The organism is Mycobacterium sp. ML4 (assembly GCF_054515735.1).
The window spans coordinates 119,074-134,113 of sequence record NZ_JBTNSY010000013.1; the positions used below are offsets into that span (position 1 = coordinate 119,074).

Sequence of the window (15,040 nt, forward strand, 5' to 3'; positions counted from 1 at the left end):
CGGCGGCGACTGCCGATCAGCCCTGCCCCGGTTGGTGGGCCGCACCGGCCGTCGCCGCAAGTCAGCACCGACGACACCGACGGCGGCGGTCAAGTGAGAGCCACCACGCAGGGTGAGCCGCCGACCTGGGTGGGGGGTGGTCTTACCCGGTGCATCAGGCGGCTATGGCGCGCCGTTCTTCCCGGCGGGGCCGGCAATCAGGCCGCCACTGCCGCCCATGCCGCCGGGCCCGCCGTTGGCGCCGTTGCCGCCGTTGCCGCCGAAGCCGAAAAACGTCGGGACGAAGGGAATGGAATCAGAGATTTCCGCGCCGACGAATCCGCCGTCACCGCCGGCGGCAGCCCCGGGCCCGGCGCCTGCATTGCCGCCGTTGCCGCCGACTCCGATGCAGAACACGCCACCGCCGTTGCCGCCGCCACCGCCCCGGCCGACATTTCCGGCTGTACTGCCGCCGCCCGTGCCACCGGTGCCGCCGGTGCCGAGTCCGGCGCCGGCGATGCCCTGCCCGCCCATGCCACCGGCTCCACCCAATCCGTTGACGGCAGAAGCACCCGCACCGCCCATTCCGCCGATGCCCCATCCCGCGACCGCGGCGCCGGTGCCCCCGAGACCGCCACCGCCCCCAAGACCGCTGACGGCGTCAGAGGCGCCACCGACGCTGCCGGCGCCGCCGACACCCACACCCACGATGGCGACACCGGTACCGCCGAGACCGCTCGAGCCGCCGATAACCGAACCGAAGCCACCGACACCACTGGCGCCGCCCTGCGCGTAGCCGAGGAACGCGCCGCTGACACCGCCGTTTCCACCGTCCCCGCCGACACCGGCAACGCCACTGGCCGCACTACCCGCTCCGCCCGCGCCACCGAGTGCGAAGAAGGTAGCGGCGCCGGCGCCGCCTCCGCCACCTGCACCACCCGTTGCCGGGCTCGACCCACCAGTCCCGCCAACACCGCCCAGCCCGAAAAGCAGACCGCTACCGGCTCCGCCGGTACCACCGGTGCCGCCTCGAACCAGGCCGTACCCACCGTGCCCACCGGTGCCGCCGACCGCAGCAAGCGTTCCGCCGGCACCTCCGGTGCCGCCGGCGCCGCCGGTTCCCTGGGCAGATTCGCCGCCGGCCCCACCGTTACCGCCCGAACCGGCGAATGTGGCGTAGCCGCCGGCCCCGCCGGCACCACCTCTTGCATCAAGAGCCGACACCGACCCGCCGTTGCCACCAGCGCCACCGTTACCGACCAGCCAACCACCGCTGCCGCCAAACCCACCGGACCCACCCAGGTAGCCGTTGCCGCCCGCTCCGCCCGTCCCGATGAGCCCGGCGGAACCGCCGTTACCGCCTGGTTCACTGACCGTGCCGCTGGTGAAGCTGAAACCATTGCCTCCGTTGCCGAACAGAATGCCGCCGGGACCTCCGTTGGGACTCGCGGCCGTCCCATTCGCGCCGTCGCCGATCAACGGACGTTTGAACAACGCTTGTGTGGGGGCGTTGATCCAATTCAAGATGTCGTCGGTCAGCGTTTGCAAAGGCGACGCATTAGCCGCTTCCGTCGCCGCGTATGCGCCAACGGCCGCATTCAGCGTCCGCAGCAATCGCTGATGAAATTCTGCGGCCTGCGCGCTCAGCGATTGATATTGCAGGGCGTGATCGCTGAAAAGCGCGGAAACCGCCTGCGATATGTCGTCGGCCCCGGCTGAGAGCAATCCGGTAGTGGATGCCGCCGCAACGGCATTCGCGTCACCCAGTGCCCTCCCGATACCCGCCATCTGCTGCGCCGCGGTTCCCAGCACGTCCGGAGCAGCAATGACAAAGGACATCACATGCCTCCTGTTCGGCCCGTGTGGTCCGAGCCAGTATGCACCGTCGACGTGGACTGATAAGTGACGATCGGAAAATGTCTTCACGCAGACAACTGACCACCCTGCGTCACGGTGCTCAACTCGCCGAGCCGTAGCATGCCGTGTCCCGAAGGACAGCACGCCACGGCGAAACCGCAGCGCGGTGCGGCTATGGCGATCCATTCGTGCCGCTGGTGCCCAGGATCAAGCCGCCGCTGCCGCCGACGCCGCCGTTACCACCGTTGATGCCGCTGTCGCCATTGCCGCCGTTACCGCCGTTGCCGAAGAATCCACGGACAAAAGAGCCGTCGGATACGGCACCGACGCTTCCGCCATTGCCGCCGTCGGCAGGCCCGACGCCGTTGCCGGCGTTGCCGCCGTCACCGCCGAACCCGAAGGCGAGCAGCCCCCCCGCGTCACCGCCGGCTCCGCCGTCACCGCCGCCTCCGAAAATGCTGGCGCCACCAGCGCCGCCCAGACCGCCGACGCTTACGCCGGAGACAACGATGCCCTGGCCGCCCGAACCGCCGACGCCACCCGACCCGTTGAGACCGGAACCGCCGACACCGCCGGCACCGCCGACACCAAGGCCCACGACGGCGGCACCGACACCGCCCGTGCCACCCGCACCAGCGACGCCAGCGACGGCGCCTGCGTCGCCTCCTCCATTGCCCGCACCCCCTACCCCGATACCGAGAACCGTAGCGCCGATACCGCCCTGACCGGCGGCGCCGCCGGTGAGGGTGCCGGCGCCACCCGTGCCGCCGGCACCGCCCTGGGCATAGCCGATCAACGCGCTGGCGACACCGCCGGTGCCCCCGGTCCCTCCCACGCCGGTGTTGGTTGTGAGCGCGGCACCGCCGGCTCCACCTGAACCGCCGATTCCGAAAAGGAGACCTCCGCCGGCGCCTCCAACGCCGCCGGCGCCACCTTGCAGCACGGCCCCGGACCCGCCGGCGCCGCCGACACCACCCATGCCCACGAGCAGACCGCTGGCACTGCCGCCGTTACCCCCGGCCCCGCCGCTGTCGAGGCCGGCGCCCCCGGCACCACCGGCGCCGCCTATTGCTACGAGTCGTCCGCCGGCACCGCCGTTGCCGCCGGCCCCGCCAGCGCCGAAGTTGGATTGACCACCTACCCCGCCGTTTCCACCCCAACCGATCAAGGGGGCGCCGCCGCCGGCCCCGCCGGCGCCGCCGACTGCTCCACTACCCAGCGCCTGACCGCCGCCGCCGCCGGCACCGCCGCTGCCGATCAGCCAACCCCCATTGCCGCCGGCGCCGCCGATCCCACCCGCGCGACCGTTGCCGCCCGTTCCGCCGTTGCCGATCAACCCTGCGGCACCGCCACTGCCGCCATCGCGAGGTTTATCACCGGTAGTGAAGCTGAAGCCATCACCCCCGTTGCCAAGCAAAATCCCGCCCGCACCACCGTTGGGACTGGCGGCCGTCCCATTCGCGCCGTTGCCGATGAGCGGGCGTCCCAACAGTGCCTGAGTGGGGGCGTTGACCCGATCCAGAATGTTGCCGGCCACTGCCTGCAATGACGACGCGTTGGCCATCTCGGCCGCTGCGTACGCCCCCCCGGCGGCATTCAACGTCTGCACGAAACTTCGATGGAAATCAGCAGCCTGAGCGCTCAATGACTGATATTGCAGTGCGTAATTGCCGAACAGCGCGCTGATCGACTGCGATACCTCGTCGGCTCCGGCCGACAGGATCTCGGTTGTGGACGCTGCGACGGCTTGGTTCGCGCTGCCCAGCGACGTGCCGATGCCGCCGACCGCGCGGGCCGCGACGTCCAGCAGTTCCGGAATACCAACGACAAACGACATCGAATACCTCGTAATCGATCGCGGGACACGCCCGAATTCCGGTATTTACAGAGGGGCAGAAGCGATTATGCGCAGTTGCAGCGGATGCTGACAGAGATCTTTCGCGTCGTCGATCCCGGCTGCGTAGCGCGCCACCGCGGGACCCGGCGCTGCCAAGAGCGCCGGCTACATCGCCTGCAATGTCAGCGGCGGACCCGGATCAGGTGAGAGCGGCACGTTCTCGCGCTGCATCAGCCACCCCGCGATGCTGTGGAACAGCGGCGCCGCGGAGTGCCCCGGCGTGCCGTCGGCGTTGCGCTGCGGGTTGTCCATCATGATGCCGATGACGTAGCGGGGGTTGTCGACGGTGGCCATGCCCGCGAAGGTGATCCAGTAGACGTCGTCGAAATAGCAGCCGCAGCCCGGATTGATCTGCTGCGCTGTGCCGGTCTTGCCGGCCATCTGGTAGCCCGGCACCGCGGCCGCGGGACCGGTGCCCTGCTGGTAGCCCATCGGATCCTGCTGCACGACGGCGCGCAACATCTGCCGCACGGTCTGGGCGGTCTGTGCAGACACCACCCGGACGCCCTCGGGACGCGGTTCCTCGGTGCGCGAGCCGTCGGCCGCGATGGTGGCTTTGAGGATCCTCGGCGGGATCCTGACCCCGTCGTTGGCGATGGCCTGATACATGCCCGCCATCTGCAGCAGAGTCATCGAAATACCCTGTCCGATGGGGAGATTGGAGAAGGTACTGCCTGACCACTGATCGATCGGCGGCACCAGGCCGGCACTTTCACCGGGCAGCCCGACCCCGGTGCGCTGGCCCAGCCCGAACTTGCGGACCATGTCGTAGAAGCGCTCCGGGCCCACCCGCTGCGCCAGCATCAGGGTGCCTACGTTGGAGGATTTTCCAAAGACGCCGGTGGTGGTGTACGGCATGACGCCGTGCTCCCAGGCGTCGTGCACGGTTACCCCGCCCATCGAGATCGTCCCGGGTACCTGCAGCACCTCGTCGGGGTTGGACAAGCCGTACTCGATGACCGAGGACGCGGTGATGATCTTGTTCACCGAACCCGGCTCGAAGGGCGAGGACACCGGGAGGTTGCCCAGTTGTCGGTCGCCCTGCCGCCCGATGTCCTGCGACGGGTCGAAGGTGTTGTCGTTGGCCATGGCCAGCACCTCACCGGTCTTGGCGTCGAGCACGACGGCGGAGACGGTGTGGGCTCCCGAGACGTTCTTCGCCTGCTGCACCTGCTGCTGCACGTAGAACTGAATATCGTCGTCGAGCGTCAGCTGGACGGTGGAACCGTGCACCGCCTTGTGCCGGTTGCGGTAGCTCCCGGGGATGACGACGCCGTCCGAGCCGCGATCGTAGGTCACCGATCCGTCGGTGCCGGCCAACATGGCGTCCAGGGAGTCCTCCAGACCCAGCAAGCCGTGCCCGTCCCAGTCGATGCCGCCGACGATGTTCGCCGCCAGCGACCCGCCCGGGTACTGACGCAGGTCCTGGCGCTCGGAGCCGACCTCAGGGTATTTCTCCGAGATCGCGTGAGCGATGGCCGGCTCGACATTGCGAGCCAGATAGACGAATGAGTCGTTGCTCTGCAGCTTCTTGAGCAGAGTCGCGGAGTCCGGCTTGTTGTTGAGCTTGCCCGCGACATCTTTGGCGACGGCCTTGAGCCGCTCCTGCGGATCCGGCGCTTGTGGCGACTTCTTCCTGGCTTCCTCCAGCTGCTGGCGGACCCGCTTGGGCTGGAAGGTCAGCGCGCGTGCCTCGATGGTGAACGCGAGCCGGTCGTTGTGCCGGTCGATGATGGCGCCGCGGATCGCCCGCTCGACGTCGGTGACCTTCAGCTGGCCCGCCGCCTGCGCGTTGAGCTGCGCGGCGTTGGAGACCTGCAGGTAGAACAGCTGCGTGGTGGCCACCAGCATCAGCACGGCGATGACTGCGTTGCCGGCCCGGTGGCGGAAGACGAACGACGCACCGCGGCTTGCCACCTCCACCACTTGGCGGGTACGGCGCTCCTTCGCCGAGTGTCCGGTCTCTGGGTGCGCGGCAACCCGAGATGTGTTGGTGCCTTTAGCTTTACGTGATCGCTTTGGTTCCTGGTCGGCGCGGCGGCGGTCATCGCGCCGCGTGGACCGCCGCCGATCCTCACGCGACGGCCGGGGACCGCCGTCACGCGTGGCCCGTCTCGGGCCGCCGCGACTCACCGGGGCACCCCGGGTACCTGCGGTGCGACCGGCGCGACCTGTCCGGTGTTGGCCGGCAGCGGCTCATCGTGGATCGGATTGGGTACCACTGCCGGTGCCTGCGTCGGCGGCGCGGGTAGCTGCGCCGGTGCTTGACCGGGGTAAGCCGACAACGGGCCATGCACATCGGGCATCTGGCCCGGCACCTGGCCCGGCACGGCCGGCACCTGGCCCGGCACGGCCGGCACCTGGCCCGGCACCGGACTTTGCAACTGCGGGCCGTTCAGTGTTGCGGAGCCGTCGGGTCCGCGTAGCAGTACCTGGGGACCGGGACGCGCGGGCGCAGCCGGATCGCCGGGCGTCGGCGACACTCGCACCGCCACCTCCGGTGGCATCACCGCAGGTTTGGGCGGCGCCGGGGGCGCCTCGTCGGGAAGTTTGGCGTTCAGCGGCGGCGGTGGCACACCGTCGGCCGGCTTGGGCGTCCCCACCACCACCCAGTTACCGTCGGGCGCCTGGACCAGGTGGGCGGTGTCCCTGGTGGGGATCATGCCCTGCTTACGTGCCGCCTCGGCCAGCGCCGGCGCGGACTCGGCTTCCCGCACGTCACGTTCGAGCGCCTCCTTCTGCTGTTGCAGCATGCGGGTCCGCTCGCGAGCGTCACTCAGCTTGTAGGACCGCTCGGCGGCATCAGTGGACAACCACAACGTCAGACCCAGGCCGATGCCGAGCGAACCGATGACCAGCACGACGAACGGAACCTTGCTGATCAAGGTCTGCGGGCGCAGGTCGATCTCCGACAGCCGGGTAGCCAGCCGCTCACTCAGCTTCGGCCGAACAACTCTGGGTGCTTTGGCTTTACGTGCTTTCGCACGCGCCTTGGCCTGGCTGGCATTCTTGGCGCGGGCCGGCCGGTCGATCGGCCGGGAAAGCGGGCTGGTCTGCGGTCCCGACCGCGGAACGCGCGCCTCGCGGGTAGGTGCTGTCGCCTTGCCCGCACGCCCCCGGTTGCGGCGCGACGGTGGTTCCACCGTGCCGGGACGGGGGGCACCGGCACGTCGACTGCCACGCTCGCTCTCGCGGCGCTTCGTCGCCTCACGCTTTGCGCTCATGCTTGTGCCTTCCCCCTTGCGTGCTCGATTCGTTGCAGGGCCCGCAGTCGGGCCGGGGCGCTACGCGGATTGCGTTCCACCTCGGCCGCATCTGCTCTTTCCGCTCCGCGCGTCAACGATCGGAACAGGGGCCCGTGGCCGGGAAGCTCCACCGGCAGGCCGGCCGGTGTGCGGGAGGCGGTCGCGTCGGCGAACAACCGCTTGACGATCCGATCCTCCAGCGACTGGTAGGCAATCACCACGATGCGACCGGCCACGACCAGCGCGTCCAGCGCGGCGGGAATGGCGCTGCGCAGTGATTCCAGCTCGTCGTTGACCGCGATGCGCAAGGCCTGAAAGGTCCGCTTGGCCGGATGCCCACCGGTGCGCCGCGCCGGAGCAGGGATCGCGTCGTACAACAGGGCGACCAACTCCGCGGTGGAAGTGAATGGGGCGCGGGCGCGCCGCCGCACGATCTGGGCAGCGATGCGACGGGCGAACCGCTCCTCGCCGTAGCGGTGCAGGATGTCGGCCAATTCGGCCTCGCTGTAGGTGTTGACCACCTCGGCCGCCGTCAGCGGTGCGGAGGGGTCCATCCGCATGTCCAGGGGCGTGTCTTTGGCGTATGCGAAACCGCGCTCGGCGCGGTCGAGTTGCATGGACGACACGCCCAGGTCGAACAGTATCCCGTCGACTGATTCTGTTGTGCTGTAACCGGATTCGACGAGAGCACCCGCGATGCCGTCATAGCGGGTGTGCACCAGGGTGACCCGCTCACCGAACGGGGCCAGGCGGTCGCCGGCGATGGCCAAGGCGCTCGGATCGCGGTCGAGCCCGATCAGGCGCAAGCCCGGCAGTTCTGCCAGAAACCGCTCCGCGTGGCCGCCCGCGCCCAGGGTGGCGTCGACAAGTACCGCGCCGGAGCCATCGGAGTGCCGGCGGGTCAGCGCCGGGGTGAGCAGTTCCAGGCAACGCTGCGCCAGGACGGGGACATGACCGAAATCGGTTGCGCCCGAGCCCGGGTCAGCCACCGCGACACCTCCACCGCTCGGGCCGTACCGGCCTAGTTGCCGTCGCGCCCGTGCACCGAGGCCCCTGTCCGAAAGCACGCACCTGGCGTTGGGGAAGTACGCCAGGGTCGGTTCGGGCAGAGACCACGGTGCACGGGCATGCACCTCAGAAGATGTCGCCGAGTGCTTCATCGCTGGCCGCGGAGAAGTTCTCTTCATGGATCTGCTGATAGTTGTTCCACGCCTGCGCATCCCAGATCTCGAGGTAGTCCACCGCACCGATCACCACGCAGTCCTTGGACAAACCGGCGTAGCGGCGGTGGTCAGCCGACAGCGTGATTCGGCCTTGCGCGTCGGGATGCTGCTCGTCGGTGCCGGCGGCGAGGTTGCGCAGGAATGCCCGCGCCTCCGGATTGCTGCGAGGTGCCTTGCTGGCCCGGCGCGCCAACTGCTCGAACTCCGCCCGCGGGTAGACGGCGAGGCTGTGATCTTGGCTCTTGGTGACCATCAACCCCCCTGCCAGTGCATCGCGAAACTTGGCCGGCAGCGTGAGCCGCCCCTTGTCGTCGAGTTTGGGCGTGTAGGTGCCGAGAAACACTGGGCACCTCCAACTTGCTTCTCACCCAAACACTTCGGCCACCATACCCCACAACCCCCCACTTTGCCCCAGAAATACCCCCTCTGCGCGTCCGGTTGTGCCGTTTTCCCACGACGACGGGGCCAAGACGTGCGACCCCGACGTTCAGCAAGGCCTACCACTGGTGCGAAAGACATTGTCAAAAGCCAGTTTTGGTCGGATTGGCCTTTGGTGGGGCGCCGTGGGGGGCGATGGACACAACTGCGCTACAAGAGGGGAACGGGACGGTTGCGCCCTGCGTGCATGGCGTGTCGGACCGGCCCGGTCTGCGACCGTGGCCGTGGGACGGTGCGCGCACGCAAAAACGGGGCAGCCGCTGGGGCTACCCCGTTACTTGTTGATGAGTCGGTCTACTCGTCGAACCGGCGGCGGAACCGGTCCTCCATGCGGCTGGTGAACGAGCCGCCGGCGCCCTTGGAGCGGCGCTGACGGGACGAACCCACCGGCCCGCCGTGGTCCGGCCGGCCGGACAACCGCCGCCCGGTGACGGCGTACACGACACCGCCGAACATCACGACGAACCCCACAACGCTGAGGATCGGAAAGCTTCCGATCATCGTGGCCTTGAACGCCACCCCGGAAACCAGCATCCCCAGGCCGACGACGAACAACGCCGTGCCCTGGAGGCGACGGCGCGCGGTCGGGGCCCGGAAGCCCCCGCCGCGCACACTGGACGCAAATTTGGGATCCTCGGCATAGAGAGCGCTCTCGATCTGATCGAGCATTCGCTGCTCATGATCGGAGAGTGGCATTCGTCCCTCCTTGCCGACAGAACTGTCGCGTAACTACCGGTAGCACGTTCCGCCCGCTTTCGGGGCAGTTAAACACCATGATACGAGGTCGATCTGCGCCGTACCACTGATTCGCAGGCGATTCTATCCCGGCACCTTCACGGTGGTGGTGCTCGGTCGCGACCATATGGGCGTGGAACCCGTCACAGCGCTGCGCCGTGCGCCCAGTCGTGGCCAGCCGAACGCCGCGTCCGATACTGGAAACCCGGAGATCATCTGCAGACGATGAAAAGGACACCGCACGTTGGCGACATTCCTCATCGATTTGCCGGCCAGAGAAATGGAGCGCCGCCTCGGCGACGCCCTGAGCGTCTATGTCGACGCAATGCGCTACCCCAGGGGCACGGAGAACCAGCGGGCCTCCATGTGGCTGGAACACACCCGCAGACGTGGCTGGCAGGCGGTAGCCGCCGTCGAAGTCGCCACAGACGAGGGGGGCTCCGGTGATCCGGGCAGGCCGTCAGAGGCCGAGCTGAGCACCGCACCCCTCATCGGCATCGCCTATGGCTACCCCGGCGCGCCTGGCCAGTGGTGGCAACAGCAGGTGGTGCTGGGCCTGCAACGCAGCGGCCTCCCCTCGCACGCGATCGATCGGCTGATGAGCAGCTATTTCGAGTTGACCGAGTTGCACATCCACCCCCGCGCGCAAGGACGGGGGCTGGGTGAGGCGCTGGCTCGTCGCCTGCTGGCGGGGCGCGACGAGAACAACGTACTGCTGTCCACCCCGGAGACCAACGGCGAGGACAACCGCGCGTGGCGGTTGTACCGACGGCTGGGTTTCACCGACGTCATCCGCAGCTACTACTTCGCCGGAGACCCGCGGGCGTTCGCGATTCTGGGCCGCGCACTGCCCCTGTAGACAGACGGCGCGGCCAGCACTCATACCGGGTCTGGCACGATGACCTGGTGCGAGCCAGCTCACCCCCGCTACCAGCCCGCGGATTGTTCACTGCCCGGCGGCGCCGGGTGCTCGTCATCCTGATGCTGCTGGTGCTGGTGCCGTTGACCTCCGGGTGCCTGCGCGTGCGTGCGTCACTGACGATCTCGCCCGACGACCTGGTCTCCGGCGAGATCATCGCCGCGGCAAAACCCAAGAACAACAAGGACGCTGGGCCGCAGCTCGACACCAACCTGCCGTTCAGCCAGAAAGTCGCGGTCTCCAACTACGACAGCGACGGCTACGTGGGCTCCCAAGCGGTCTTCTCCGACCTCACGTTCGCCGAGTTGCCCCAGCTTGCCCACCTGAACTCCGACGCCGCCGGGGTGAACCTGTCGCTGCGCCGAAACGGCAACCTGGTGATCCTGGAAGGCCGGGCCGACCTGACCTCGCTGACCGACCCCGACGCCGACATCGAGTTGACCGTCGCATTCCCGGGGACCGTCACCTCCACCAACGGCGACCGGATCGAACCCGAAGTCGTGCAGTGGAAACTCAAGCCCGGCGTGGTCAGCACCATGACCGCGCAGGCCCGCTACACCGATCCCAACACCCGGTCGTTCACGGGGGCGGGAATCTGGCTGGGCATCGCGTCGTTCGCGGCGGCGGGCGTGGTGGCATTGCTGGCCTGGATCAGCCGGGACCGTTCACCGCGATTCACCGCCTCCGGCGATCAGACGTCGTCCGGTTAGTCGGTCGCGGCGGCCGCGACACGGGCGTCACCCGAGGTGGCGTCAGTGGCAGGGGCGGTCAGGGGTTCCGTGGGCAAGCGCTACCCGGTGCGACAGTGACCGCACGCCCGAGCAATCTGACGCGATCGCCCCCAAAGACGTCCGGAGGGCAACTTTCTCGCGTTACGCTGCCGCTTGCGACATTCTGTGGACATCTGACCGGGAAGAAGGTACCGCATGTCCTTCGTGTACGCGTCGACGGAGTGGGTCGCCGCGGCGGCAACGGATTTGGCGCGCATCGGATCTTCGGTCGACCAAGCGAGCGCGGCGGCGGCGGCGCCGACGTCTGCGGTGCTGGCGGCGGGGGCCGATGAAGTGTCGGCGGCGGTGGCGGCCATGTTCGGTGTTCATGCGCAGGCTTACCAGGTATTGAGCGCGCAGGCGGCGTCCTTCCATCAGCAGTTCGTGCAGTTGCTGAGCGCCGGTGCAGGCGCATACGCCAGCGCCGAGGCGGCGAATGCGGGGCCGATCCAGCAGGCGCTGAACCTGATCAACGCTCCCACCCAGGCGGTGTTGGGGCGTCCCTTGATCGGCAACGGCGCCGACGGGATCGACGGGACCAGCGGGAATGGTGGGGCCGGCGGTTTGCTGTTCGGTAACGGCGGCCGGGGCGGTTCTGGTGGGGTCGGTCAAAATGGCGGAGCCGGCGGTGCCGCAGGGCTTATCGGTAACGGCGGAGCCGGCGGCGCTGGTGGGATCGGTGCGCCCGGCTCGCCCGCTAATCCTGTTGGCGGTGCGGCCGGCAACGGTGGCGCCGGAGGACCAGGGGGCTGGCTGTTCGGTGCCGGTGGTGCGGGCGGCGCCGGCGGCCTCGGCGGGTCCGCTCTCAACGTCGGTGACGGTGTCGGCCGTAGCGGGGGCGCGGGCGGCTCGGGCGGAATCGGCGGTCGCGGCGGACTGCTCGGTGGTGCCGGCGGCGCCGGTGGCTTCGGCGGTGACGGCGGGACTGCGACCAGTACCGCGAACGCGACGACGCTCGGCGGGCTCGGAGGCGCGGGCGGTGGCGGCGGCCGCGGCGGCGACGCCGGATTCTTCTACGGCGACGGCGGTGCCGGCGGCAACAGTGGTGACGGCGGCGCCGGCCTCGTCTCCGGCCTCACCAATGGCGCTCGGGGCGGTGCCAGTGGCTTAGCCGGGGCCGGCGGCAACGCAGGAATGCTGGGCAACGGTGGCCACGGCGGCTCCGGCGGGCTCGGTGGCGGCGGGGCGGCTGCCACCATCTTCGGCGGCTCCGGTGGCAACGGAGGCATCGGTGGCGCCGGCGGAATCGGCGGCTGGTTGCACGGTGACGGTGGAACGGGTGGCACCGGTGGCGCCGCCGGAGCCGGTGGAGCGGGCGGACTCGGGCCGTCGGGTCACGGCGGCAACGGCGGTACGGGAGGCGCCGGCGGCGTCGGCCAGAGTGGCGGGTTCTTCAGCGGTTCCGGTGGCGCGGGCGGAGCAGGCGGGAACGGCGGAGTCGGTGGCACTGGCACCACCCAGGGCACGGGCGGCCCGGGCGGTGAAGGCGGAGCCGGGGGTTCGGCCCAGCTGTTCGGCAATGGTGGTGCGGGTGCCCGCGGCGGCGACAACGCACAAAACCTTGCCGTTACGAACAACAATGGCGGTGCCGGCGGCAACGGCGGCCTGCTCTTCGGGAATGGTGGCTCGGGCGGCAACGGCGGCGGCGGCGGCGACGCGAGCAACGGCGGCGGCGGCGGCAACGCCATTTTCATCGGCAACGGCGGCGATGGCGGCGTAGGCAACGGCACCGGCAAGGGCGGCCCCGGCGGGACCGGCGGGAAGCTGTTCGGCCAACCCGGGACGGCTGGGCCTCCCTAGGGCCGGTCCGGCGCCCAATAGGCGATCATCTCCGCGAACGTCTCGAACGCCGGGCCCGAGACGCCGTAGGTGGCCTCGAGGTGAATGCTCAATGGGAAGCCGAGTTCGGCCACACCGTCGATCACCCGTTTGTACAGTTCGACCAGCAGCTGGCGCTTCACCGCGGGTTCACTGCCGGCCAACTTCGTGACGAACTCCTGCTCGGCGGCCACCGACGCGTTGCCCGGGTCCTGGATGAGCCAGTTGATCAGGCCGACGCGGGTTTCCATCTTGGGCACGAAACCGAACGACAGCAGAATCTCGGGCCGGTGCTCGGTTTCGCCGGCGAACTCGGTCAGAAATTTCACAATCGCATCGGAATAGAGCAGCTGAGTCATGCCATAGGTGGCGCCCTGGTCGCACTTGAAGTTGAGCCGGCCCAGCTCGCCCTCGCGCGTGGGGATCACGATCACCCCGCGGTTGGCGACAGCGCCGCGGTAGATCGACAGCGCGTCGGTGGGCGCGACGCCGGAGCCCTCGCCGTCGTTCATGGTGCGCGGCACCCCGACGAACACCACTCCCTCCATCCCGGCGGCAGTGAGCTCGGCCAGTCGCGCGCCCAGCGATGCCTCGTCCATGAAGGCGGTGACCTGGGTGCACAGGCCGTGCATGCCGGGCAGGTGCGGCCGGATGATGGACCAGAAGTCCAGCACATCCAGCTTGGGCTTCATCGGGACCGGGCGATCGTCGTCCTCGGCGATCATGCCCGGGATCATGACGTGCCGGATGCGGCCGTCGAGGCCGGACTCTGCGGAATAGCGCACCACTTTCCGGGCGTCTTCTGCTGCCTTCTCCCGCCCCCCGTCAACGTTGGGCGGCACCAGCTCCAGCGCGATGGTGTTAAGCGTCACTGGGCTCCTCTTCCATCTGCTTCGTCTGCGGCTGCCCCCGATGCCCGCGGCCGGGCACCACGACAGCATAGGGGCGGTTGTCGCGCCAACCGAAGCGGTGGGGCCGCCAGCGGGTGCCCGGCAGCCGGGCGGCATACACTGTCGGGCCAGAAGCACGCCGAGCAGAAAGGGGCGTTTTCCTGAGCCCGGAGGCATCGGCAACCGTCGAGGTGGCCAGCACCATCACTGAGCAGCTGCGACGGTATCTGCACGACCGTCGCAGCGAATCGTCGTACCTCGAATTGCCGGGAGGCACCGACTACCAGGTGTTGACCGGCTGGCTCGAAGACTTCGTGCTGTGCGGCGGAAAGCGGATGCGACCCGTCTTCGCCTACTGGGGTTGGGATGCGGTGACGACTCAGGCACCCGACTCGGATGCATTGTTGCTGTTTTCAGCGCTGGAGCTGTTGCATGCCTTCGCGCTTATCCACGACGACGTCATCGACGCCTCCGCCACCCGCCGTGGGCGGCCGACAGCGCACATGCATTTCGCGGCCATGCACCGCGAGCGCGAATGGCGCGGCGCATCGGACCAGTTCGGCCTGTCGGCGGCAATCCTGCTCGGCGACATCGCGCACGCCTGGGCGAACGACATCATCTCGCGGGCCAGTCTGTGCCCTGCCGCCCGGACGCGGGTGGAACGCGTCTGGTCGGACCTTCGGTCCGAGGTCCTGGGGGGGCAATTCCTCGACATCGTGGCCGAGGCGTCGCCACCCGGCTCGGCCGCTCAGTCGGTTGCCTCGGCGATGACCGTCGCGACCTTCAAGACCGCCTCCTATACGGTGTCGCGACCCTTGCAGCTGGGGGCGGCCGCCGCCGCCGACCGGCCCGACGTGCTGGCGGCTTTCAAAGAATTCGGGACCGACCTCGGGGTGGCGTTCCAGCTCCGCGACGACGTCCTCGGTGTGTTCGGTGACCCGTCGGTAACGGGCAAGCCGTCCGGTGATGACCTGCGGTCGGGCAAACGCACCGTGCTGCTGGCCGAGGCCACCCAGTTGGCCGCCGAAACCGACCCCACGGCGGCCGACATGTTGCGCACCTTGGTCGGCACCGAGCTCACCGACGCCCAGGTGCGCGAACTGCGCAGCGTGATCGAGGGGCTCGGCGCGTTGGCCGCAGCGGAGAAGCGGATCGCCGATCTCACCCGGCGAGCGCTGGGCACGCTGTCTGCGGCACCGATCAACGCGACGGCCAAAGCGGGACTGTCCGAGCTGGCTCGCCTGGCCACCGATCGGACCGCCTGAGCCG

Annotated in this window: 12 protein-coding genes; 4 read left to right on the top strand and 8 right to left on the bottom strand. The window is 69.2% G+C overall.

Features of this window, described 5'->3' with window-relative positions; translation table 11 throughout:
- Positions 1-162: 162 nt before the first annotated feature.
- From ACX9NE_RS16495 to ACX9NE_RS16525, 7 genes are all read right to left on the bottom strand, one after another.
- Positions 163-1,818 carry a PE family protein gene (locus ACX9NE_RS16495; protein ID WP_459362409.1) on the bottom strand — a complete coding sequence of 552 codons (1,656 nt, stop codon included), beginning with the start codon at positions 1,816-1,818 and terminating at the stop codon, positions 163-165.
- A gap of 190 nt (positions 1,819-2,008) precedes the next feature.
- Positions 2,009-3,673, bottom strand: coding sequence for a PE family protein (locus ACX9NE_RS16500; RefSeq protein ID WP_459362408.1), 1,665 nt, complete (start codon positions 3,671-3,673; stop codon positions 2,009-2,011).
- 165 nt (positions 3,674-3,838) lie between these two features.
- Positions 3,839-5,866 carry a peptidoglycan D,D-transpeptidase FtsI family protein gene (locus tag ACX9NE_RS16505; RefSeq protein ID WP_459362407.1) on the bottom strand — a complete coding sequence of 676 codons (2,028 nt, stop codon included), beginning with the start codon at positions 5,864-5,866 and terminating at the stop codon, positions 3,839-3,841.
- The gene (locus ACX9NE_RS16510; RefSeq protein ID WP_459362406.1) at positions 5,863-6,957 is read right to left on the bottom strand and encodes a hypothetical protein; all 1,095 of its coding nucleotides are present in this window, start codon (positions 6,955-6,957) and stop codon (positions 5,863-5,865) included. The genes ACX9NE_RS16505 and ACX9NE_RS16510 overlap by 4 nt, the downstream gene beginning before the upstream one ends.
- On the bottom strand, positions 6,954-8,111 hold the full coding sequence (gene rsmH / locus ACX9NE_RS16515) for a 16S rRNA (cytosine(1402)-N(4))-methyltransferase RsmH (protein ID WP_459362494.1): 1,158 nt from the start codon (positions 8,109-8,111) through the stop codon (positions 6,954-6,956). The genes ACX9NE_RS16510 and rsmH overlap by 4 nt, the downstream gene beginning before the upstream one ends.
- A gap of 1 nt (position 8,112) precedes the next feature.
- Complete coding sequence (gene mraZ / locus ACX9NE_RS16520) at positions 8,113-8,544, bottom strand: division/cell wall cluster transcriptional repressor MraZ (RefSeq protein ID WP_459362405.1); 432 nt, start codon at positions 8,542-8,544, stop codon at positions 8,113-8,115.
- Between the two features lie 389 nt (positions 8,545-8,933).
- Positions 8,934-9,335: a DUF3040 domain-containing protein gene (locus tag ACX9NE_RS16525; protein WP_459362404.1), complete on the bottom strand. Its 402-nt coding sequence runs from the start codon at positions 9,333-9,335 to the stop codon at positions 8,934-8,936.
- A gap of 283 nt (positions 9,336-9,618) precedes the next feature.
- On the opposite strand from ACX9NE_RS16525, the gene ACX9NE_RS16530 reads away from it, so the two are divergent.
- From ACX9NE_RS16530 to ACX9NE_RS16540, 3 genes are all read left to right on the top strand, one after another.
- A complete protein-coding gene (locus ACX9NE_RS16530; protein ID WP_459362403.1) occupies positions 9,619-10,233 on the top strand; it encodes a GNAT family N-acetyltransferase in 615 nt (204 codons plus the stop codon).
- Positions 10,234-10,316: 83 nt separating this feature from the next.
- Positions 10,317-11,003 carry a lipoprotein LppM gene (lppM, locus tag ACX9NE_RS16535; RefSeq protein ID WP_459362493.1) on the top strand — a complete coding sequence of 229 codons (687 nt, stop codon included), beginning with the start codon at positions 10,317-10,319 and terminating at the stop codon, positions 11,001-11,003.
- Between the two features lie 216 nt (positions 11,004-11,219).
- Positions 11,220-12,863, top strand: coding sequence for a PE family protein (locus ACX9NE_RS16540; protein WP_459362402.1), 1,644 nt, complete (start codon positions 11,220-11,222; stop codon positions 12,861-12,863).
- Here the strand turns inward: ACX9NE_RS16540 and ACX9NE_RS16545 are convergent.
- Complete coding sequence (locus tag ACX9NE_RS16545) at positions 12,860-13,753, bottom strand: mycobacterial-type methylenetetrahydrofolate reductase (protein WP_459362401.1); 894 nt, start codon at positions 13,751-13,753, stop codon at positions 12,860-12,862. The genes ACX9NE_RS16540 and ACX9NE_RS16545 overlap by 4 nt on opposite strands.
- Before the next feature lie 209 nt (positions 13,754-13,962).
- Here ACX9NE_RS16545 and ACX9NE_RS16550 point away from each other — a divergent pair, with 209 nt between their 5' ends.
- The gene (locus tag ACX9NE_RS16550) at positions 13,963-15,036 is read left to right on the top strand and encodes a polyprenyl synthetase family protein (RefSeq protein ID WP_459362492.1); all 1,074 of its coding nucleotides are present in this window, start codon (positions 13,963-13,965) and stop codon (positions 15,034-15,036) included.
- The last annotated feature ends 4 nt before the right edge of the window (positions 15,037-15,040 follow it).